The sequence below is a fragment of the Haliea sp. genome (assembly GCF_040221975.1).
Classification (GTDB): Bacteria; Pseudomonadota; Gammaproteobacteria; order Pseudomonadales; family Halieaceae; genus Haliea.
Genome location: NZ_JAVJWR010000002.1, coordinates 99,386 through 120,755, shown reverse-complemented (window position 1 = coordinate 120,755; position 21,370 = coordinate 99,386). Strand labels below are relative to the sequence as shown.

The 21,370-nt window shown below is 65.3% G+C and carries 20 protein-coding genes; 13 read left to right on the top strand and 7 right to left on the bottom strand.

Going from position 1 to position 21,370, the window contains the following annotated elements; genetic code table 11:
• Positions 1-5 precede the first annotated feature (5 nt).
• Positions 6-620: an NUDIX hydrolase gene (locus RLO07_RS00765; RefSeq protein WP_462290217.1), complete on the bottom strand. Its 615-nt coding sequence runs from the start codon at positions 618-620 to the stop codon at positions 6-8.
• Positions 621-664: 44 nt separating this feature from the next.
• Between RLO07_RS00765 and RLO07_RS00760 the strand changes: the two genes are divergently transcribed.
• On the top strand, positions 665-2,143 hold the full coding sequence (locus tag RLO07_RS00760) for an ATP-binding cassette domain-containing protein (protein ID WP_462290216.1): 1,479 nt from the start codon (positions 665-667) through the stop codon (positions 2,141-2,143).
• Between the two features lie 12 nt (positions 2,144-2,155).
• Here RLO07_RS00760 and RLO07_RS00755 read toward each other — a convergent pair whose 3' ends face one another.
• A complete protein-coding gene (locus RLO07_RS00755) occupies positions 2,156-2,605 on the bottom strand; it encodes a tetratricopeptide repeat protein (RefSeq protein ID WP_462290215.1) in 450 nt (149 codons plus the stop codon).
• Positions 2,605-4,866, bottom strand: coding sequence for a penicillin-binding protein 1B (gene mrcB, locus RLO07_RS00750; RefSeq protein ID WP_462290214.1), 2,262 nt, complete (start codon positions 4,864-4,866; stop codon positions 2,605-2,607). Before mrcB ends, RLO07_RS00755 begins: the two co-directional genes overlap by 1 nt.
• A gap of 85 nt (positions 4,867-4,951) precedes the next feature.
• Between mrcB and RLO07_RS00745 the strand changes: the two genes are divergently transcribed.
• Positions 4,952-5,953, top strand: coding sequence for an adenosine kinase (locus RLO07_RS00745; protein WP_462290213.1), 1,002 nt, complete (start codon positions 4,952-4,954; stop codon positions 5,951-5,953).
• A 34-nt stretch (positions 5,954-5,987) separates the two neighbouring features.
• Here the strand turns inward: RLO07_RS00745 and RLO07_RS00740 are convergent, their stop codons facing one another.
• Positions 5,988-8,399 carry a DNA polymerase II gene (locus RLO07_RS00740; protein ID WP_462290212.1) on the bottom strand — a complete coding sequence of 804 codons (2,412 nt, stop codon included), beginning with the start codon at positions 8,397-8,399 and terminating at the stop codon, positions 5,988-5,990.
• A gap of 74 nt (positions 8,400-8,473) precedes the next feature.
• Between RLO07_RS00740 and RLO07_RS00735 the strand changes: the two genes are divergently transcribed.
• A complete protein-coding gene (locus tag RLO07_RS00735) occupies positions 8,474-8,818 on the top strand; it encodes a pentapeptide repeat-containing protein (protein WP_462290211.1) in 345 nt (114 codons plus the stop codon).
• Between the two features lie 5 nt (positions 8,819-8,823).
• On the opposite strand, the gene RLO07_RS00730 is transcribed toward RLO07_RS00735, so the two are convergent.
• Positions 8,824-9,861, bottom strand: a complete 1,038-nt coding sequence (locus RLO07_RS00730) for a DUF2333 family protein (RefSeq protein ID WP_462290210.1) — start codon at positions 9,859-9,861, stop codon at positions 8,824-8,826.
• A 39-nt stretch (positions 9,862-9,900) separates the two neighbouring features.
• The gene (locus tag RLO07_RS00725; RefSeq protein ID WP_462290209.1) at positions 9,901-10,371 is read right to left on the bottom strand and encodes a copper chaperone PCu(A)C; all 471 of its coding nucleotides are present in this window, start codon (positions 10,369-10,371) and stop codon (positions 9,901-9,903) included.
• Between the two features lie 186 nt (positions 10,372-10,557).
• Between RLO07_RS00725 and RLO07_RS00720 the strand changes: the two genes are divergently transcribed.
• From RLO07_RS00720 to coq7, 10 genes are all read left to right on the top strand, one after another.
• A complete protein-coding gene (locus RLO07_RS00720; protein WP_462290208.1) occupies positions 10,558-12,294 on the top strand; it encodes a protein-disulfide reductase DsbD family protein in 1,737 nt (578 codons plus the stop codon).
• Positions 12,295-12,508: 214 nt separating this feature from the next.
• Positions 12,509-12,952, top strand: coding sequence for a type II 3-dehydroquinate dehydratase (aroQ, locus tag RLO07_RS00715; RefSeq protein WP_462290207.1), 444 nt, complete (start codon positions 12,509-12,511; stop codon positions 12,950-12,952).
• A gap of 23 nt (positions 12,953-12,975) precedes the next feature.
• On the top strand, positions 12,976-13,431 hold the full coding sequence (accB, locus tag RLO07_RS00710) for an acetyl-CoA carboxylase biotin carboxyl carrier protein (RefSeq protein WP_462290206.1): 456 nt from the start codon (positions 12,976-12,978) through the stop codon (positions 13,429-13,431).
• Positions 13,432-13,474: 43 nt separating this feature from the next.
• Positions 13,475-14,827, top strand: a complete 1,353-nt coding sequence (accC, locus tag RLO07_RS00705; RefSeq protein WP_462290205.1) for an acetyl-CoA carboxylase biotin carboxylase subunit — start codon at positions 13,475-13,477, stop codon at positions 14,825-14,827.
• 12 nt (positions 14,828-14,839) lie between these two features.
• A complete protein-coding gene (prmA, locus tag RLO07_RS00700) occupies positions 14,840-15,727 on the top strand; it encodes a 50S ribosomal protein L11 methyltransferase (protein ID WP_462290204.1) in 888 nt (295 codons plus the stop codon).
• A gap of 111 nt (positions 15,728-15,838) precedes the next feature.
• Entirely contained in the window at positions 15,839-16,825 is a 987-nt protein-coding gene (gene dusB / locus RLO07_RS00695; RefSeq protein ID WP_462290203.1) for a tRNA dihydrouridine synthase DusB, read from the top strand.
• Positions 16,822-17,142, top strand: a complete 321-nt coding sequence (gene fis, locus RLO07_RS00690) for a DNA-binding transcriptional regulator Fis (protein ID WP_462290202.1) — start codon at positions 16,822-16,824, stop codon at positions 17,140-17,142. Before dusB ends, fis begins: the two co-directional genes overlap by 4 nt.
• Before the next feature lie 17 nt (positions 17,143-17,159).
• Positions 17,160-18,734, top strand: coding sequence for a bifunctional phosphoribosylaminoimidazolecarboxamide formyltransferase/IMP cyclohydrolase (gene purH, locus RLO07_RS00685; RefSeq protein ID WP_462290201.1), 1,575 nt, complete (start codon positions 17,160-17,162; stop codon positions 18,732-18,734).
• Positions 18,735-18,748: 14 nt separating this feature from the next.
• The gene (gene purD, locus RLO07_RS00680; RefSeq protein ID WP_462290200.1) at positions 18,749-20,032 is read left to right on the top strand and encodes a phosphoribosylamine--glycine ligase; all 1,284 of its coding nucleotides are present in this window, start codon (positions 18,749-18,751) and stop codon (positions 20,030-20,032) included.
• A gap of 29 nt (positions 20,033-20,061) precedes the next feature.
• Positions 20,062-20,706: a 2-polyprenyl-3-methyl-6-methoxy-1,4-benzoquinone monooxygenase gene (gene coq7, locus RLO07_RS00675; protein ID WP_462290199.1), complete on the top strand. Its 645-nt coding sequence runs from the start codon at positions 20,062-20,064 to the stop codon at positions 20,704-20,706.
• 173 nt (positions 20,707-20,879) lie between these two features.
• Here coq7 and RLO07_RS00670 read toward each other — a convergent pair whose 3' ends face one another.
• On the bottom strand, positions 20,880-21,302 hold the full coding sequence (locus tag RLO07_RS00670; protein ID WP_462290198.1) for an OsmC family protein: 423 nt from the start codon (positions 21,300-21,302) through the stop codon (positions 20,880-20,882).
• Between the last annotated feature and the right edge of the window lie 68 nt (positions 21,303-21,370).

Here is a 21,370-nt window from a genome sequence, read left to right as displayed (position 1 = left end):
CCAGCTCAGCGCCGCCAGCTGCGGCGGCGCTGATCGGTGCCTTCGACCAGATCCATCAGCTCATCCAGCATGGCCAGCGACAAGCCCCAGATGCGGTAGTGGCGGTAGAGATAGCAGGGCATCTTCAGGGTCAGGCGGTTGCGTCGCCAGCGCATCGTTTCGCGGTTGGCGTTGTCCAGCAGGAATTCCAGGGGCACCCAGACCACTTCCGCAACCTCGTAGTTGATGCGGAATTTGGCGGGGCGGTCCATGCGAAATACAAAGGGACTGACCGCCATGCCAAAGGTACCGCGATGGGGCCGGGCGTTGATGTCCGAGAGGCGCCCGATGCAGTGAGCCTGGCGCTCCAGGTCCAGCCCCACCTCTTCGCGGGTCTCGCGCAGGGCGACCGCGTAGCCGTGGGCATCGCCGGGGTCCATGCGCCCGCCCGGAAAAGCCATGTGACCCGACCAGGGATCACCCTCCCTTTCTGCGCGCTTGATCATTAGAATATGCAGTTCACCTTCCCGCACCTGCAGAATCAGCGCCACTGCCGAGCGCTTCATCAACGGTCGCAGCCAGGGCCTGGCCGGCCGGTGGGTCGCCAGGCGGGTTTCCAGCATTTGCAGGGATACAGGCACTGGGGCTTTCCTGTCAGGGTGGGCGTCGATTATAGGATTTAACCATGACCAACGACCAGACCATGCTCAGCCTGCAGGCTGTCAACCTCGTGTACCGCTCCAAACCCGCGCTGCGGCAGCTGGACTGGGAACTGCGAGCTGGCCAGCACTGGGCCTGCGTCGGGCCCAACGGTGCCGGCAAGACCAGCCTGGCGCGGGTGCTCAGCCACCAGGCCAGCCACTTTTCCGGGGACTACCACAGCTCTTCTGCCCTGGAGCAGGAGGGCATCGCCTATGTCTGCTTTGAGCAGGCCCAGGCCCTCTGTGCCCGTGATCGCAAGCTCGATGACTCCGAGTACCGGGCAGACGCATCGGACCCCGGCACCCGGGTCCGCGACGCCATTCTCGGCGGACGCGAGCCGGATCAGCGCTTTGACGACTGGGTCAACAGGCTGCGACTGGGCCACATTCTGGACCGGGGCCTGCGCTTTATCTCCACCGGTGAAATGCGCAAGACCCTGCTGGTGCGGGCGCTGCTCAGCCAGCCGGCACTGTTGATCCTCGACAGTCCGCTGGACGGCCTGGACCGCGCCAGCCAGCAGGCCATGCAGGAGGCCATCGACGAATTGCTGGCGGGCGAACGCAGCCTGCTGTTGTTGTGCCGGCAACTGGAGGACATTCCCGCTGGCGTCAGCCACCTGCTGGTACTCGACGAGGGCCGGGTGTTGTGCAGGGGGGAGCGCGAGACAGTACTCGCGCGCAGCGATGTGCAGGCCCTGATGCAGCCACCCCTGCCAACGCTGGGTGCCCTGCCGGCCCCGGCGCCCCGCAACTACAACATTCCCGAGGGGCCGCTACTGGACCTGCGCAATGTCAGTGTGACCTACGGCGATCTGCAGGTCCTGCGCGACCTGGACTGGTGCCTGGATCGGGGCCAGCACTGCTGCGTGTCCGGGCCCAATGGCTGCGGCAAGACCACCCTGCTGAGCCTGATTACCGGCGACAACCACAAGGCCTACGGCCAGGATATTACCCTGTTCGGGCGCAAACGCGGCAGTGGCGAGAGCATCTGGGAGATCAAGCAGAAATATGGCCAGCTGGATACCCAACTGCAGCTGAATTTCGCCCGCAACATGAAAGTGGTGGAAGTGGTGGTATCGGGTTTCTTTGACAGTGTCGGCCTGTTCGACGACTGGGGTGATGTCCAGCGCCGCAGCGCCGAGCAGTGGCTGGCGGCGCTGGGTCTCGGGGCCTGCGCCCGGGACAATTTCGACACTCTGTCATTCGGCCTGCAGCGCATGGTGCTGCTGGCCCGGGCGATGGTGAAGTCGCCGCTCATTCTGCTTCTGGACGAGCCCACCCTGGGCCTGGACGGCGCTCACCGCAAACTGCTGCTGCAGGCGGTAGACCACATTGCCGCCAACAGCGACACCCAGGTCATTTTTGTCAGCCACTCCGCCGGCGACAATCCCGCCTGTATCAACCAGCAGCTGCGCTTCGAACCCGACAGCGACGGCTTTCGGGTGGTCTGTGAAAACCGCTAGCGCGGCTCTGCGCTAACGCGCGAGTGCGCGCAGGGACGCGCACTCGCGCTCATCGCGGCAATACAGGGTGCCGCGAGACGCCGTATCACGTGCTTTCTCGGTCTGGCCCTGGGCGGCATAGACACGCGCCAGCCGCAGGTAGACCTGGGCACTGTTGGGATCAATGCGCTGGGCCCGCTCCAGCAGCGCCAGCGCCTGTTCATAGTCGCCCTGCGCGGATGCAGCCTGCGCCTTGTCCAGCAGACCGGCGGCGGCAGACGTGACCCCGGGATCGGTCGCCGGTGGCAGCGGCGCGGACGGAGGCGGCGCCGGTTCTCGCGGGTCGGGAATGACTTCTCCCGGAACCGGCCGGGTTTCGACCGGCGCACGCTCACCGCCGGGCATGGTGTAGACCGAGCACCCCGCCAGCCCCAGGGCTAGGCCCAGCAGCAGGCTGCGCTTGAACATGAGCGTCATTTGCATCAGTTATCACCCCTGAACAGGGACTGGAACCAGTCCCGGATAGTGCCCGACTTCTCCCTGCCGGTGCAATTGCTGCGCTGGCGCGGTTCGGAACCGGTCACGAAGGGCATCAGCCGGGCGCCGGGGCAACCCTCGCCGGTGAGGTAACCGGTACCGCTGTCGATCCAGTGCGGCTGCATGTCCTCCGGCATCCGGTAGGCCAGCGAACGCTGGCTGGCGTTGGCCATGAAGTGGGCCCAGACCTTGAGCGCCCCGCTACTGCCGGTGAGGCCGGTACCGCCGTTGTCGTCGCGACCAATCCAGGTTACCGCCAGCAGGTCGCCGGAAAAGCCGGCAAACCAGGAATCGCGACCATCGTTGGTGGTGCCGGTCTTGCCGGCGGCCTGGAAGTTGTTGTCCAGATAGGCATAGGCGCCGCGTCCGGTACCCTCGCGCAGCACTTCGCGCAGGGCATAGTGCAGCAGGTGCATCGCCTGCAGACTGACCGTACGGTCATATTCCAGTGGGTAGCGGCGCAGGGGCTTGCCATCGGCGTCGACGATATCGCGGATGCTGCGCAGGGGCATGCGGAAGCCGCCGGCGGCGATGCTCTGGTACATGGCCGCCATGTCCATGGGCGAGTACGCGCCGGCGCCGAGGGTCAGTGCCGGCACCTCCGGGATGGGACCTTCGATACCGAGACGGCGCAGCATGTCCACCACGCTGTCGATGCCGATATCCAGTCCCAGCCGGGCGGTGGCGAGGTTGTAGGAATTGGACAGGGCCCGGTGCAGCAGCACTTCGCCGTGGGCCTGGCGGTCGAAGTTGCGCGGCTCCCAGACTTCACCGCGAGGACCCGGGACCTGCAGTGGCGTGTCTGCAAGCGGCGTAGCCAGGGTGTAGCGCCGGGGCTGTTCGAGGGCCGCCAGATACACCGCGGGCTTGAGCAGGGAGCCGGCAGGACGCTGGGCATCCAGGGCCCGGTTGAAACCCGCGTAGCGCACCTGGCGACCGCCCACCAGCGCCGCCACTTCGCCACTGTCGAAGCGGGTAACGACAGAGGCTGTCTGCAACTCGCCGGAGGCATCAAGCTGCTTCAGAATGGCGGTACTGCTGTGCTCGATCTGGCGCTGGATCAGTGGATCGAAGCTGGTGAAAATACTGAGCCCCATGGTGGTCAGGTCCTCGTCGCGATACTCCAGCCGCAGCTGGCGCCGGACCAGGTCGAGAAAGGCGGGAAAGGTGTCGCGTATACCCTGGCGGTTATTGAGATCCAGCGGCATGTTGCGGGCGACGGTCGCCTGCTCGGCAGACACCAGCGCCTGTTCCACCATCACATCCAGAACCAGATTGCGGCGCTCGCGGGCCCGCTCGGGATTCCGCAGGGGGTTGTACAGGGAGGGTCCCTTGACCATGCCCACCAGCAGCGCCTGCTGGTGCAGCCCCAGCTGCTCCAGCGGCCGGTCGAAGTAGTGGCGCGCGGCCAGCGCGAAACCATGGATGGCGCGCGGCCCTTCCTGGCCGAGGTAGACCTCGTTGATATAGCTCTCGAGAATCTGCTCCTTGCTGAAGTGCAACTCCAGCAGCACCGCCATCAACAGCTCGGTCACCTTGCGGACAATGGTGCGCTCGGGGGTGAGATAGTAGTTCTTCACCAACTGCTGGGTGATGGTGCTGCCGCCGGCGACTACCTGACCGGAGCGCAGATTGCTGATCGCCGCGCGCAGAATACCGGTGAGCGAGAAGCCCCAGTGCTGGTAGAAACGCTGGTCCTCCACCGCGAGCAGGGTCGCCAGCAGGCTTTCCGGCACATCCTCGAGGCGCACCAGGATCCGGTCTTCACCGTGCTGGGGATAAATGCCGCCAATCTGCACCGGGTCCAGACGCATCAGATCAATGGCGCCACTATTGCCGGTCAGTGACTGCAGGCGCTCGCCCGCCACGGCCAGGCGCACCCGCCGGGGCGGTTCGCGTTCGCCGGGAAAATCGAAGCCGCGGGTATAGAGTTCAAAGCGGTTGCCGGCGCGCGCCACTTCGCCGGGGCGGCGCGGGGTGCTGACCTTGCGGTAACCGAGGATCTCGAGCTCCCAGGCCAGGTCATCCGCCGACAGGGTGGCACCCGGAAACAGCTCCAGCGGGCGGGCGTACACCTTGGCCGGTATCTCCCACATCTTGTCGGTGAAAGTCGCCGTTATGCGGACGTCGAGATACACCATGAACAGCACCCCCGCGACCGCGAGGGCAAGGAACAGCTTCAGGAAAGGTCGACGGGTTCTGGCCATGGTCTCGCAGTTTACAGCACACCCGGTTGCAATGGGTCGGGGGGCAGGGATAATAGCGCGCTGACCACGGGAGTACGAACCGAGAATGAAAAAATACGCAATTTACGGCATGGGTGCCGCCCTCGTCGACACCGAAATCCAGGTACAGGATGATGAACTCGTCGGCATGGGCGTGGACAAGGGCCTGATGACCCTGGTAGACGAGGCCCGCCAGGCGGAGCTTCTCCAGCAGCTGCAGGGCCACCTGGTGAAAGCCAGCCACGCCAGCGGCGGCAGTGCCGGCAACTCCATGATTGCCGCCGCACAATTTGGCGCTCCCACCTTCATGAGCTGCAAGGTCGCGGACGACGACGATGGCACCATTTATGTCCGCGACCTGGAGGCCGCCGGCGTCGACCACAGCATGGCCCGGGGCCGCCCGGCGGGTACCACCGGCAAATGCCTGGTACTGATTTCCCCGGACGCGGAACGCAGCATGAACACGTTTCTCGGTGTCAGCGAAACCCTGTCCGTCGAGCAGCTGGATCCCGCCGCGCTGGCCGCATCCGAGTATCTTTACATAGAGGGCTACCTGGTCACCTCGGATACCGGCCGCGCCGCGGCGATCCGCGCCCGCGAGCTGGCGGAGGCCGCCGGGGTAAAGACCTCACTCAGCTTCTCGGACCCGGGCATGGTCGAGTACTTTCGCGAGGGCTTGCAGGCGATCATTGGCAGGCAACTGGACCTGGTGTTCTGCAACCGCGACGAGGCCCTGTGCTGGGGTCGTACGGACCGCCTGGACGTCGCCATCGAACGGCTGAAACCGGTCGCCCGCAGCTTTGTCATTACCTGTGGTGCCGAGGGCGCGATCACCTGGGACGGCGAACGGCGGGAGGATATTCCGCCCCACCGGGTGCAGGCGGTGGACAGCAACGGTGCCGGCGACATGTTTGCCGGCGCCTTCCTGTACGCCCTCGGTCGCGGTGAGGACCACGCCACCGCCGGCCGCTTCGCCAGCCTCGCTGCCGGGCGCGTGGTCGCCAATTTCGGCCCGCGCCTGCCGGCGGCGGACTACCCGGCACTGCGGGCGGAGTTCTTCGGCGACTGACACTCCTGCCATGTCACTGTGACATGGCGCTCGCTCAGAACAGATCGATCTGGCGCCCGGTTACCGCGCTGAAGGAGGTCCCCAGCAACCCGAGGATACCGTCCGCCACGGGCTCCAATTGCCGCTCGACATAGTGTTCGTGATCCAGCGGCGAGCGCGGTGCGGCGGCCGGCTCCGGTCCCGCGATGGTCATCACGTACTCCACCCAGTCGCCGCGGCGCGGCAGCGGCAACCCCTGCTCCGGGTAGCGGCGCGCAGCCTGCACGTGGGGCGGCACATTGCGCCGGTAGTCATCCAGGCGGCGGCGCAGGCGCTTGCGGTACACCAGGCCTGAGTCGTGGCGACCCGCCAGCAAACCGGCGGTTGTCTCGCGCACATAGTCGTCCCAGGGCTGGTCCAGAAATATCCGCCGGTACAGCTCCTCCTGGAAATCCCGCGCCAGCCGGGTCCAGTCGCTGCGCACGTTCTCCAGACCCTTGAACACCAGACGCTGCGCGTCGCCGCTGCCAACAAGACCCGCGTAACGCTTCTTGCTGCCTTTTTCGGAGCCGCGGATGGTAGGCATCAGGAAACGCCGGTAGTGGGTTTCGAACTCCAGCTCCAGCGCGCTGGCCAGGCCGAACTCCTGCTGCAGGTGCTGCTGCCACCAGCTGTTCAGGTCCGCCTGCAGCATCCGGCCCGCCTGCTCTGCCCCGGCGTCGCTGTGCGCCTCGGCGATCCAGACAAACACGGAGTCGGTATCGCCATAGATGACCCGGTGGCCACTGGCCTCGATACGCTCGCGCGTGCGCAACAGGATTTCGTGGCCGCGGCGGGTGATGCTGCTGGCCAGACGAGCGTCGAAGAAGCGGCAACCGGGGCTGCCGAGCACGCCGTAGAAGGAATTCATGATGATCTTGATCGCCTGCGACAACGGCGCATCCGCCGCCGCCTTGGCCGCGTCCCGTTGCTCCCAGAGGGATGTAATCAGGGCTGGCAGAATATGGCCACTGCGAGCGAAACGGGCGCCCGCGAAGCCCGGTACCGTGTCGCCCTCTGCCAACTCTCCGTGCAGGGCCAGGGCCAGCCCCAGCGGATCGACGGCGAAGGTACGGATAATGCTGGGATACAGGCTCTTGAAGTCCAGCACCAGCACGTGGTCATACAGACCTGGCTGGGAGTCGAGCACGAAGCCGCCGGGACTCGCGCTGTGATCGCTGCTGGCGTTGGGCGCGACGAAGCCCGCACGGTGCAGGCGCGGTAGATAAAGGTTGTCGAAAGAGGCTACCGAGCCACCGAGGCGGTCCGGGTTGAGCCCGGTGATGACACTGCGGGCCAGGGCAAACTCCAGCAGGCGGGTCTGGGCAAAGATCCTCGATACCAGTTCGCAGTCACGCAGGTTGTAGGCTGCCAGCCGCGCCTTGTCCTCCCGGAACAGACGGCCGATTTCCTCGCCGCGGTCATTGCCATGCAGCAGCTTGCCCTCGCCCAGCAGTTCCCGCGCCACCGCTTCCAGCGAAAAGCTCTCGAAGCGATAGAACGCGGCCCGCAACAATTCGATGCCGTCCAGCAGCAGGCGCCCGGGTACCCGGGCCGTTCGGCGCTCGCCGTCATCGTCCAGTTCCCGCCACTGCACCGGGGCGCCGCCACGACCCAGACACAGGGGCACGCCCAGGCTGTCCGCCAGCCGCTGCAGGTACCAGGTGTCGAAATTGACCACGTTCCAGCCCACCAGCACGTCCGGGTCGCAGTCGGCGACAAACTCCAGAAAGGCCTGCAGCAGGGCCTGCTGCGAGGGCAACGACACCACGTACTCGCCGGCCGCACCTCCGACGGCCACACCTCCGCCGGCCACAGCCTCGCCCAGCATGAACACCTTGCGGACTTCACCATCCGGGGCGGTAGCGTGAACTGCAATGGAGTAGAGCTGCAGCCCCTCCATCGCGGTCTCGATATCGAAGGAGACCTGCCTGAGGGCCGGGCGCAGGGTCGCCGGGCGCAGCGCCACCTCACGCATCCGGGTAAAACTGCCGCTGCTGGCGGCAATGCCGGCGACACAGGCGCCACCGGCAATGAAGCGCTCCATGAGGAAGCGATCCGCGGGGTTGATATCCGCCTCCAGCGGCTCGGCGCCGCGCGCGCTGAGCTGGTCCGCCAGCTGCCTGGACTGGCGATAGCTGCGACTGTACACAGCCACGACCGGTTGCAGAAGGAAATTGCGCAGGGCCACGGGCGCCACCTCGACACCGGCCTGCAGGGCCAGCAGTCCCCGGTGCTGCTCTGCCGCATCCGCGGCGAGAAAGAACACGCTGCGCTCGCCGCTGATTAGCACCTGCAGGGGGCCGCTTGCGCTGGCAAACCACAGCTCCAGTTCGATGCCCGACGCGGTATCCCGCCACTGGCGGGTGAGCAGGAAACCCTCGCGCTGCACCCGTGAAGGCGGGTTCTGCGCGGGCGTGCTAGGCACGGTCGACCGGGTGGCTTAAGCTATGAACCTCGACCATACCATTAATCGTGCCCCATATTTTCCGGAAGATCATCATGACCAAGCCTTTTATCAAACAGGACCCCCTCTACAAGCTGCTGCGCAACGAGGACATCAAGGGCTTCAACGAACAGCGTGACAAACTGGATACCAGCGAACTGAAAAGCGGCGATTACCGCGGCCGGGACCTGCGCAACATGAATGCCCGCGGCCTGGACTTCAGCAATTCCTACTTCCGCAATGCAGACCTTAGCGGGATCGATTTTCGCGAAACCAATCTGGAGGGCGCCAGCCTGCTGGACGCCAAGCTCTCGGGAACCTACTTCCCCGAGGCCATCAGCGCCACCGAGATCCGGCTGTCGCTGGATACCGGCACCCGCCTGCGCTACGACCGCAGGTAGCTGCTTCAGCCCTGCGACAGCAGATCGCGCAGGTCAATCATCGCCGAGTTCGCCCGGCTGATGTAGGACGCCATCACCAGCGAGTGGTTGGCGAGCAGGCCCAGGCCGCTGCCGTTGAGAATGACAGGGCTCCACACGGTATCCTGGGTCGCCTCCAGTTCACGGATGATTTGCTGCAGGCTCACCTGGGCGTTTTTATTGGCCAGCACCTCGGCAAAGTCCACTTCCACTGCCTTGAGGAAGTGAATAAGCGCCCAGGCGGTGCCGCGCGCCTCGAAGAACACGTCATCGATTTCCGCCCAGGGCGTACGCACCTCGAGCTCGGCCGGTGCCGGGGTGGATTGGCTGGCACTGTCATCGCCAGCCAGGTCCGTATTCAGGCGGCGCTGGCCGACACTGGCACTCAGACGCTGGGACAGGCTGCCCAGGCGCGAGCTGACCGTGGACAACCAGTAGCGCAGGTTATCTGCCCGCGCATAGAACTGGGCATCGCTTTCATCGGTATCCGCCAGCCGCTGCAGATAGCTGCGCAGGAGTTTGACGCCTTCGCCGTACTGGCTCTCGGTCGCCGGCAGGATCCAGCTGTCGGAATTGAAATTGAACTTCGGTTCGGCCAGGGCCAGATCCGGGTCTTCCCGCGACTGGGACTGGGAGCGACTGAACACTTCGCGCATGGCCCGGGCCAGGTCACGGGACTGGATCAGCACCCCGAACTCCCAGTTGGGGACGTTGTCCAGCCAGACGCCGGGCGGGAACACATCGTTCGACAGGTAGCCACCGCGCTTTTCCAGCAGGGTTTCCATGGCGCCAATCAGGGCCGCCGTGGTGGTCGAGCCGGTAGCGATACGGGCGCCGTCCTCGGCCGCATAGGTCCTGGCCTTTTCGCTGACGTCAAAGGGGGCCGGCGTGACACTCCAGTACATGCCGACCAGCAGCGCCAACAGAAGATACAAGCCGGCAATCACCAGCAGCCCGTAGGCCCAGCCCTTCTGCGGCAGGTAATCATCGCGCCAGCGGGCGAGGGTGCCCCTGAATCCTGTCATATTCGCATTCCTTCCGTGGCCACAGGCCAACGGTGTCGATTAATGGTGATGCTGGTGTTCGCGGTCCGGGCTGGCCTGTCCGCGCCGGGTTTCGGCTTCGGTGCACACGGGCGCGCCATTGATCTCCAGGCACAGCTTGAGCACCTCGCCCGCGGCGGGCATTCTTTCCAGATCCAGCAGCATCAGATGCAGCCCACCCGGGGCAAAGGCAACGGCCTCGCCCGCGGGCACTGTGACCGACTCCTGTTGCCGCATGCGCAGCATGCCGTCGACCTCCACCGTATCATGCAGCTCAAGCCGGCCCGCCAGCGCGGCAGCGCCGCCCGTGATCACCAGCGGCTCCGGCCCCGGATTGCGAACAGTCACATAGGCTGCCGTATTGGCCTGGGTTGGCGGCAGCGCACGCACCCAGGCATCCTCGAGTACGGCTTCTTGCCCCTGCGCTGCCAACGCAGGGGACAGCGCCAGTACACAGCCCAGAACACATGACACCGGTTTCAGGACTTCCACGTTAGACTCTCCTTGCACACCATCGTGCCCGATAAAACTGCCCGCACCGCGGAAACTATCAGTAGCTCCCGGCGTCACAGTATACCATCGGCACCGGCACCGGACCCATCTCGAATTGGGCCGCTGCCGCGGCGCTGCTACAATGTACCGCGCAGCGGCCTGGCCGCAACAGCAAAAGGACTCTCCATGCGTTTTCTGTTTGCCAGCCTGCTCTTGCTCTGCAGCAGCCTGAGCCTGGCCCAGTTGCCCGCCAATGGCACTATCGCTGCTTTCAGCCAGCCGGATTTTCTGCCGGTGGAGCAAGCGTACAAGCTGGACATAGAAGCCCAGCCGTCCGGTGGGCTGCGACTGTACTGGCAGATCGCCGATACCTACTACCTGTACCAGCACGCTTTCGAGTTCTCCCTGCAGAGCGCCGGCACCCCTGTTCCCCTGACCGCCCAGTTGCCCGAGGCACTGGAGCGCCACGATGAATTCTTTGGCGACGTGCGCGTGTACTACCGGGATGCCGATGTCCGTTTGCAGGCAACCGATGTGCCCCGCTACGCCAGGCTGACAGTCAAATCCCAGGGCTGCGCCGACGCAGGTCTCTGCTATCCACCCCGCACCGAGATGTTTGATATCGATTTCGACAGCGGCAGCGTCAGTCCGGTGGCCCTGCCAACCAGGCAGACACCCGCGGCGGCCGAAGAACCCGCCGGTGCCGCACTGGGAAGCCTGCCTTACATGATGCTGCTGGCGTTCCTTGGCGGCACCATCCTCAACCTGATGCCCTGTGTTTTTCCGATTCTGTCCCTGAAAGTGCTGGGCTTCGCCAGCAGCGCCAGCCATGAACGACTGCGCCACAGCTGGCTGTACTCCGCGGGGGTCGTGTTGAGCTTCCTGGCGGTCGCCACCGTGCTGATCCTGCTGCAGCGGGCGGGGCAGGCGCTTGGCTGGGGCTTCCAGCTGCAGTCGCCGGGCTTTGTCATCGCCCTGGCCTACCTGTTCCTGATCATGGGTCTTTCCCTGTCCGGCATGCTGCAACTGGGGGGAGGCATGATGAACATCGGCAGCGGCCTCGCCGGCCGCCAGGGTGACAGTGGCAGCTTCTTTACCGGCGTGCTGGCGGTGGTGGTCGCCAGCCCCTGTACCGCACCCTTCATGGGCACCGCGCTGGGCTTCGCCATCACCCAGCCAGCCGCGGTGGCGCTGGCAGTATTCTTTGCCCTCGGTGCCGGCATGGCCGCACCGCTGTTGCTGTTGGGCTACAGTGCCCGGGCTCGCAACTGGCTGCCCCGTCCCGGCCCCTGGATGGAAACCCTGAAGCAGCTGCTCGCATTCCCCCTCTACGGCAGCGCAATCTGGCTGCTGTGGGTGGCCGGGCGCCAGACCGGCGTTGATACCATGGCCGCCGCGCTGAGCGGCGGCCTGCTGCTGGCGCTGGGCCTGTGGCTGTGGCAGGGCGCCCTGTGGCGCCGGGGGCTGGCACTGTCCTGCCTGGTGCTGGCGATCATGCTGGGCCTGTGGCGGTCGCCCATGGAGGCTGGCAGCAGCAGGTCTGTGGCCGGGGCGCAACCCTGGTCCGCGGCCACGGTTGCGGCGCTGCGCCAGGGTGGGCAACCGGTATTCGTCGACGTCACCGCGGACTGGTGCATCACCTGCATCGCCAACGAGCGTGCGGTACTGCACACCGCCGATATACGTGCGGCCTTTGCCGAGCGCGGCATGGTCTATCTGGTGGCCGACTGGACCAACTACGATGCCGACATCGCCGATTTCCTGCGCCAGCACGGTCGCACGGGCATACCACTTTATGTCATGTACCCCGCCAACCCCGCAGCGGAACCTGTGCTGCTGCCACAGATCCTGACCAAAGGGACGGTACTGCAGGTTCTGGACAGAATTGTGCCCAGAACTGGCGCGGTTGCTGTCAATTACTGATGTTTTTCCTGAAAATAGCCGCCTTTTCCGACATTATCCCGAAATCGCGGCGAAACAGCCCCTTGCGTGTCGCCATCGTCTGGAAAATGGATAAAATCGGCTAACTGGCGGCTAACAGACGCTATTTCCCAAAAATAACATTAGACATAGACAGCATCTGGCATTTGCGCGAGAATCCGCCCAATAAGGTCGAAATGAGCAACGGCGGGGAATCATGGCCACCATCCTGGTACTGCACGGTCCCAACCTGAATCTACTCGGTGAGCGCGAGCCGGATATCTACGGGCGGGTAACGCTTGCGGACATCAATCGCGACCTTGCCACCCTGGCTACCGAGCGGGGTCATCACCTGCTGGCAATGCAAAGCAACGCCGAATACGAACTGGTGGAGCGCATCCATGACGCCCGCCGCGAAGGCGTAAACTTCATCCTGATCAACCCCGCCGCATTTACCCACACCAGTGTTGCCCTGCGCGACGCCCTGGCCGCGGTCGCCATCCCGTTCATCGAGATACACTTGTCGAATACCCACGCCCGCGAGCCCTTCCGGCAGCATTCCTATTTCTCGGACCTGGCCCGCGGCGTGATCTGCGGCCTGGGCGCCCAGGGCTATGAACTTGGACTGCTGGCTGCAATCCGCGGCCTGGAACAGCCTTAACCGAAAACCAGAGAGAGCCCACTATGGACATTCGCAAAGTCAAGAAGCTGATCGAGTTGCTGGAGGAGTCCAACATCGATGAGATCGAGATCAAGGAAGGCGAGGAATCGGTGCGCATCAGCCGCAACAGCGCCCAGCCCCTGATGGCGGCGTACGCGCCTGCACCCGCCCCCGCTGCACCCGCACCTGCACCCGCACCCGCAGCAGCGGCGGCCCCCGCCCAGGCGGCAGAACCGGCCAGCAGTGGCAAGGTCATAACCTCACCCATGGTGGGGACGTTCTATCGCTCGCCCTCGCCGACTTCGCCGGCATTTGTTGAAGTGGGCCAGACCGTCAAGGTCGGCGATGTGCTCTGCATTGTTGAAGCCATGAAGATGATGAACCAGATCGAGGCCGACAAGGCCGGCACCATTGAGGCCATCCTGGTCGACAACGGCGAGCCAGTCGAGTTTGAGCAGCCCCTGTTCTCCATCGTTTGACACAGCCCCGGGCGCCCGTGCGCCGCAAGCAAAGGAACACACCATGGCCAAGCTGGAAAAGGTACTCATCGCCAATCGCGGTGAGATCGCCCTGCGCATTCTCCGGGCCTGCAAGGAGCTGGGCATCAAGACCGTCGCCGTCCACTCCAAGGCCGACCGGGAGCTGATGCACGTCCGTCTCGCTGACGAGTCGGTGTGTATCGGCCCCGCCGCCTCCACCGCCAGTTACCTCAATATCCCCGCCATTATCAGCGCGGCCGAGATCACCAATGCCACCGCCATCCACCCGGGTTATGGCTTCCTCGCGGAGAACGCTGACTTTGCCGAACAGGTAGAAAGGAGCGGCTTCGTCTTCATTGGCCCGCGCGCAGACACCATTCGCCTGATGGGGGACAAGGTCTCCGCCATCGAGGCGATGAAAAAGGCCGGCGTGCCCACGGTCCCCGGCTCTGACGGGCCCCTGACCGACGACGCCGAACTCACCCTGGAAGTGGCGCGCCGCATCGGTTATCCGGTGATCGTCAAGGCAGCCGCCGGTGGCGGTGGTCGCGGCATGCGGGTGGTCCACAACGAGGCCGCACTGCTGAACTCCGTGCAGCTCACCCAGGCCGAGGCCGCCGCGGCCTTTGGCTCCGGGGTGGTGTACCTGGAGAAATTCCTGCAGAAGCCGCGCCACGTGGAAGTGCAGATCATCGCCGACGGCCAGGGCAATGCCATCCACCTGGGTGATCGCGACTGCTCCCTGCAGCGCCGACACCAGAAAGTGCTGGAAGAGGCCCCGGCCCCGGGAGTGGATGAACATCTGCGGGCCCAGGTCGCCGAGGCCTGTGTCGCCGCCTGCATCGAGATCGGCTACCGCGGCGCCGGCACGTTCGAATTCCTGTATGAGGACGGCGGTTTCTACTTCATCGAGATGAACACCCGGGTCCAGGTCGAGCACCCGGTCACCGAAATGATTACCGGCATCGACATCGTCCGCGAGCAGCTATGCATCGCCAGCGGCATGCCGCTCTCCGTCCGCCAGCAGGACGTTGTGTTCCGGGGACACGCCTTCGAGTGCCGCATCAACGCCGAAGACCACCAGACCTTCATGCCCTCGCCGGGCAAGGTCACGACCTTCCACGCCCCGGGCGGCCCCGGGATCAGGGTGGACTCGCACCTCTATGACGGCTACACGGTGCCACCGTTCTACGACTCCCTGATCGCCAAGGTCATCAGCTATGGCGAGACCCGCGAGCGCGCGCTGGCGCGGATGCGCCAGGCCCTGGACGAACTGGTCATCGAGGGTATTCGCACCAACACCGCCCTGCACCGGGAACTGGTGATCGACCGCTCCTTCCAGGCCGGCGGAGTGAGCATTCACTATCTCGAAGGCAAGCTGGAAGACTGGGCCTGACGGTATGACCTCGTGAGCTGGCTGCAACTGCGGCTGGATACCAGCCCGGAACAGGTAGAACCGCTGGAGGCGCTGATGCTGGCTGCGGGCGCGGTGGCCGTTACCATGGAGGACAACGCCGACCAGCCGCTACTGGAACCGGGCGTCGGCGAGACTCCCCTGTGGCACCAGACCCGCCTCACCGGCCTCTTCAACGCGGACACCGACATGGACGCCGTACTGGCGCAGTTCCCCCGGGAGTTGCTCGACACCTGCAACCAGCGGGTGGAAATTCTCGAGGACAAGGACTGGGAGCGGGAGTGGATCTCCCACTACCAGCCCATGCGTTTTGGGGAACGGCTCTGGGTGTGCCCAAGCTGGCTGGACCCACCCGAACCCGGGGCAGTCAATCTGCTGCTGGACCCCGGCCTCGCCTTCGGAACCGGCACCCATCCGACTACGGCCCTGTGCCTGACCGAGCTGGACGGCATGTCCCTGGCCGGCTGCAAGGTCGTGGACTACGGCTGCGGCTCCGGGATTCTGGCGGTGGCCGCGCTGAAACTGGGGGCTGCCAGGGCCCTGGGCGTGGACAATGATCCCCAGGCCCTGGCCGCCAGCCGCGACAACTGCGCCCGCAACCACCTCCCCGTCAGTGCCCTGGACATTGCCCTGCCCGGGGCCGAGGCCATCGAGCCCTGGCGAAAGCAGGCGGACCTGGTGGTGGCGAACATCCTCGCCGGCCCGCTGATGGCGCTCTCCGGGACCCTGCTGGGCCTGCTGAAGCCCGGCGGCACACTGCTGCTGTCGGGGTTGCTGAACACGCAGGCGGCAGAGCTGACCGCGCACTACCGCGACCGCATTGAGCTGCGCGTGGTCGGCGAGCGCGAAGACTGGGTCTGCCTGCGCGGCACTCTGTCCTGAAGCAGTGGTGTCGTGAACCGACTGGTGAATTTTTAGCCACCACGCTTTAACCCCGGGGAGCGGTCGAGTATCATACGCGCCCTCTTGAAACGACCGCCGTGTGCACTCGCAATGCTGCAGATCGGGCCCTACAAACTGTCCAACCCCGTGGCTCTGGCGCCCATGGCGGGCGTGACCGACCTGCCCTTCCGGCAGCTCTGCGCCAGGCTGGGAGCCGGGCTGGCAGTGTCGGAAATGGTCAACGCCAACCCGCGCCTGCGCGACACCGCCAAGACCCTGCTGCGCACCCGCCACGACACCGGGATTGAACCCCGCTCGGTACAGATCGCCGGCAGCGACCCCGCGCAGATGGCCGCCGCTGCGCGCTACAATGTTGCGCTGGGTGCCCAGATCATCGACATCAACATGGGCTGTCCGGCAAAGAAGGTCTGCCGCAAGGCGGCGGGGTCCGCCCTGCTGGCCGATGAAGCGCTGGTGCAATCCATACTCGAAGCGGTGGTAGCGGCAGTGCCGGTTCCCGTTACCCTGAAGATCCGCACCGGCCCGACCCCGGCGGCGCGCAATGGTGCGAGTATCGCCCACATTGCCGAGGATGCCGGCATCGCCGCCCTGGCCGTACACGGCCGCACCCGGGCCTGCGCCTTCCGCGGCGAAGCCGAGTACGACACTATCGCCGCGATTGTCGCCGCCACGGACTTCCCGGTGTTCGCCAACGGTGATATCGACTCCGCGGAGAAGGCGGAGGCGGTACTGCGCCACACTGGCGCCGCCGGCGTCATGATCGGCCGCGCCGCCCAGGGCCGGCCCTGGCTTTGCGGCCAGATTGCCACCCGGCTGGCCACCGGGGTGACGCCGCCAGAGCCGCCGCTTGAACAGCAGCTGGCAATATTGCAGACCCATGTCAGTGCCCTGCACGCCTTTTACGGTGACTTCATGGGCCCGCGTATCGCCCGCAAGCATGTAGGCTGGTTCCTGCAACAGCACCCCGGGCTTGCAGCTCGCCGACAGGCTTTCAACAGCCTGACCGATGCCTGCGCACAACTGCGGATGATCGAACAACTGGACAGGCGCGACAGCGCAAAGGACATTGCCGCATGACCCGGCCCGTAATACCGCAACCACATCCAGCCACAGTGACCGCCATTGATGGCAGCGACACGCCCGGTCCGGTACCCGGCAGCCACCTGCACGATGCGGTCACCCGCGCCGTTCGCAATTACCTTGACGAACTGGACGGGCAGGACACTACGGGCTTCTACGAGCTGGTCCTCTCCCAGGTGGAAGCGCCCCTGCTGCGGGAAGTCATGCGCCACACCCGCAACAACCAGACCCGCGCCTCGCAGATGCTGGGACTCAACCGCGGCACCCTGCGCAAAAAACTCAAGCAATACAACCTTCTCTCCGACAAAAGCTGACAGGCAACCCCAAACCCATGACTGATTCCCATCCCGTAACCGTCAAGCGCGCGCTGCTCAGCGTTTCCGATAAAACCGGCCTGGTGGATTTCGCCACCGCCCTGCGCGAGCTGGGGGTGGAACTGCTGTCCACCGGCGGCACCTACCGCCTGCTGCAGGACAGCGGCCTCGAAGTGACCGAGGTAGCGGACTACACCGGCTTTCCGGAGATGATGGACGGCCGGGTAAAAACCCTGCACCCCAAGGTCCACGGTGGCATACTCGCCCGTCGCGGCCAGGATGACGCGATCATGGCCGAGCACGGAATAGCGCCCATCGACATGGTGGTGGTCAATCTGTACCCGTTTGCGGCAACGGTGGCAAAGCCGGACTGCACGCTGGAAGATGCCGTCGAGAATATCGACATTGGCGGGCCTACCATGGTCCGGGCCGCGGCCAAGAACCACCGCTGGGTGAATATCGTGGTCAACGCCGACGACTACCCGCAGATCATCGAGGAAATGCGCGCCCACGGCGGCGCCACAACCCTGGATACCCGTTTCAACCTGGCGATCAGGGCCTACGAACATACCGCAGCCTACGACGGTGCCATTGCCAATCATTTCGGCCGGCTGGTGGCAGGGGGCTCCGAGGCCTTCCCCCGCACTTTCAATACCCAGTTCCACAAGGTGCAGGAAATGCGCTACGGCGAGAACCCGCATCAGCACGCGGCCTTCTACACCGAAGCCCGGCCGGCCGAGGCGGGCATCGCCACGGCTCGCCAGCTGCAGGGCAAGGAGCTTTCCTACAACAATGTCGCCGATACCGATGCGGCGCTGGAGTGCGTGAAGAATTTCGCCGAGCCCGCCTGCGTCATCGTCAAGCATGCCAACCCCTGCGGCGTAGCGGTCGCCGGCAACTTGCTGGATGCCTACAACCTGGCATTCGCCACCGACCCAGAATCCGCGTTCGGCGGCATCATCGCCTTCAACCGCGAGCTGGACGCGGCCACTGCCCGGGCCATTGTCGAGCGCCAGTTCGTGGAAGTGATCATCGCCCCCAGCGTCAGCAACGAAGCACAGCAAGCGGTGGCGGCCAAGCAGAACGTGCGCCTGCTGGCCTGTGGCGAATGGGGCGTCAGCAGCCCGGCCCTGGACTACAAGCGGGTCAACGGCGGCCTGCTGGTGCAGGACCGCGACCTCGGCATGGTGACGGAAGCCGAGCTGAAAGTGGTCAGCAAGCTGCACCCCAGTGAACAGCAGATGCGCGACCTGCTGTTCGCCTGGAAAGTGGCCAAGTACGTCAAGTCCAATGCCATTGTCTACGCCAGCAACGGCCAGACCGTGGGCGTGGGTGCCGGCCAGATGAGCCGGATCAATTCCGCCCGCATCGCCGCAATCAAGGCTGAACATGCGGGGCTGGCCGTCAAAGGGTCGGTGATGGCCTCGGATGCCTTCTTCCCGTTCCGCGACGGTATCGACAGCGCCGGCCAGGCGGGCATCGCCGCGGTGATCCAGCCCGGCGGCTCCATCCGTGACGAGGAAGTGATTGCGGCGGCCGACGAACACGGCATGGCCATGGTCTTCACCGGCATGCGCCATTTCCGCCACTGAATCCGGGAGCAAAGATGAAGGTACTGATCATCGGCAGCGGTGGCCGCGAACACGCCCTGGCATGGAAGGCGGCGCAGGCTGCAGATGTGGAACAGGTCTATGTGGCACCGGGCAACGCCGGCACCGCTACCGAACCCGGCGTCCGCAACGTGGCCCTGGACACCATGGATTTTCCTGCCCTGGCGGCCTTCGCCGTGGAGCAGGGCATCGCCCTGACCATTGTCGGCCCGGAAGCGCCGCTGGTGGCGGGCGTGGTGGACTACTTCAGTGAGCGCGGACTGCGCTGCTTCGGTCCGCGCTCGGGAGCGGCCCAGCTGGAGGGTTCCAAGGCCTTCACCAAGGACTTTCTCGCCCGGCACCACATTCCCACCGGCGCCTACGGCAACTTTACCGAGCTGGAGCCGGCGCTGGCCTACCTGCGGGCGCAGGGCGCCCCGATTGTGGTCAAGGCCGACGGCCTGGCGGCGGGCAAGGGCGTGATTGTCGCCGAAACCCTGGCACAGGCGGAAGCCGCCGTGACTGACATGCTCGCCGGCAATGCCTTTGGCGAGGCCGGCTGCCGCGTGGTCATCGAGGAATTCCTCGAGGGCGAGGAGGCCAGCTTCATCGTCATGGTGGACGGCGAGCATGTGCTGCCCATGGCCACCAGCCAGGACCACAAGCGCATCGGCGATGGCGACACCGGCCCCAACACTGGCGGCATGGGCGCCTACTCACCGGCCCCGGTGGTAACCGCTGCGGTCCATCAGCGGGTCATGGATGAAATCATCCTGCCCACGGTCCGTGGCATGGCGGCCGAGGGCAACCCCTACACCGGGTTCCTGTACGCGGGGCTGATGATCTCGTCCAGTGGCGAGCCAAAAGTCATCGAGTACAACTGCCGCTTCGGTGACCCGGAAACCCAGCCCATCATGCTGCGCCTGCAGTCGGACCTGGTGGCGCTCTGCAACGCCGCCCTGGACGGCCAGCTTGAGCAGGTGAGTGCCGACTGGGACTCGCGCTGCGCCATCGGCGTGGTACTGGCCGCCGGCGGCTATCCCGGTGACTACGGCAAGGGTTTCCCGATCCAGGGCCTCGACAATGTGTCGTCGGACGGCGTGAAAGTATTCCATGCCGGCACCGCCCTGGAGGGTAGCACCGTCGTTACCAGTGGCGGCAGGGTACTCTGTGTGACCGCATTGGGGGCTGACATCGCCAGCGCCCAGCGCAGCTGCTACGAGGCCGCCGGGCAGATCAGCTGGGACGGGATGACCCTGCGCCGGGACATTGGTTGGCGCGCGCTGGCGCGCTATAGTTAGGGCCTGTGCCGCCACTGGATGCTACCGCGATGAGAGCCCGCCAACTGACACTGCTGGACCGCCTGCTCGCGGAAGCCGACACTGTGTTGCGCACGCTGCACAATCGCGGCCAGCCCGCCAGCCGCCCGTCCCCGGCGGAGGGCCACCGCGACAGCAGCTTCAGCGACAGCGAGCGGCGCCATATCGCCGGCCTGATGCGGGTCAACCACACCGGGGAAGTCTGCGCCCAGGCCCTGTACCAGGGCCAGGCACTGACCGCGAAGCTGCCCGATGTGCGCGAGGAGATGCGCGAGGCCGCGCGCGAGGAAGAGGATCACCTGGCCTGGTGCGCCGAGCGTCTGCGTGAGCTGGACAGCCGCCCCAGTCACCTGAACCCGGCCTGGTATGGCCTCTCCTTCCTGCTGGGTGCCGGCGCCGGCGCGATCGGTGACAAGTGGAGCCTGGGCTTCGTGGCTGCCACCGAAGAGCGGGTGTGCCGACACCTGAGAGATCACCTCAAGCAGTTACCCATCGATGACCGCAAGTCGCAGCTGATTCTGCAGCAGATGCTGGCGGATGAGGAGCGGCATGGAGAGAACGCCTTGGCCGCGGGCGGTGCCGACCTGCCGGCGCCGGTCAAGGAGCTGATGGGCGCGGTATCGAAACTGATGACCCGCAGCAGCTACTACCTGTAGGAGCCCACTGGCCCAGGCCACCTTCTCTGTCCGCTGCGCGGCCATTCACCTTGTGGCCCAGGCCACCCTCTCTGGCCGCTGCGCGGCCATTCACCTTGTCCGTGGGCGGTCGCCCAATCGCCCGCAGAGCGGGCTCCCACACCACCTGTAGGAGCGAGGTCTCCGCGCGATCGCTAAGGAAATTCAACGACCTCGAAGCTGTGACTCATCACCACCCCGGCAGCGCCCAGCATGATCGATGCCGAGCAGTATTTCTCCGCCGACAGCTCCACCGCCCGCTGCACCTGCTTTTCCTTCAGGTTCACGCCGGTAACCACGAAATGCAGGTGGATTCTGGTGAACACCGCCGGCACCGCGTCTGCGCGCTCGGCGGCGATCTCCACCCGGCAGTCCACCACCTGCTGGCGGGATTTCTGCAGCATCGCCATCACATCAAAGGACGCACAGCCGCCCACGCCCAGCAGCAGCATTTCCATCGGCCGTGGCCCCAGGTTGCGGCCGCCATGATCGGGCGGTCCGTCCATAACCACGCTGTGACCGCTACCGGATTCCCCCAGGAACATGGCGCCGTCTACCCACTTGACCGTTACCTGCATTGCCTTGCGCTCTCCAGCCTGACCAGGATCGCGAGCTTAGCATAGCGGTATGCGTTTTACTTGAGCTG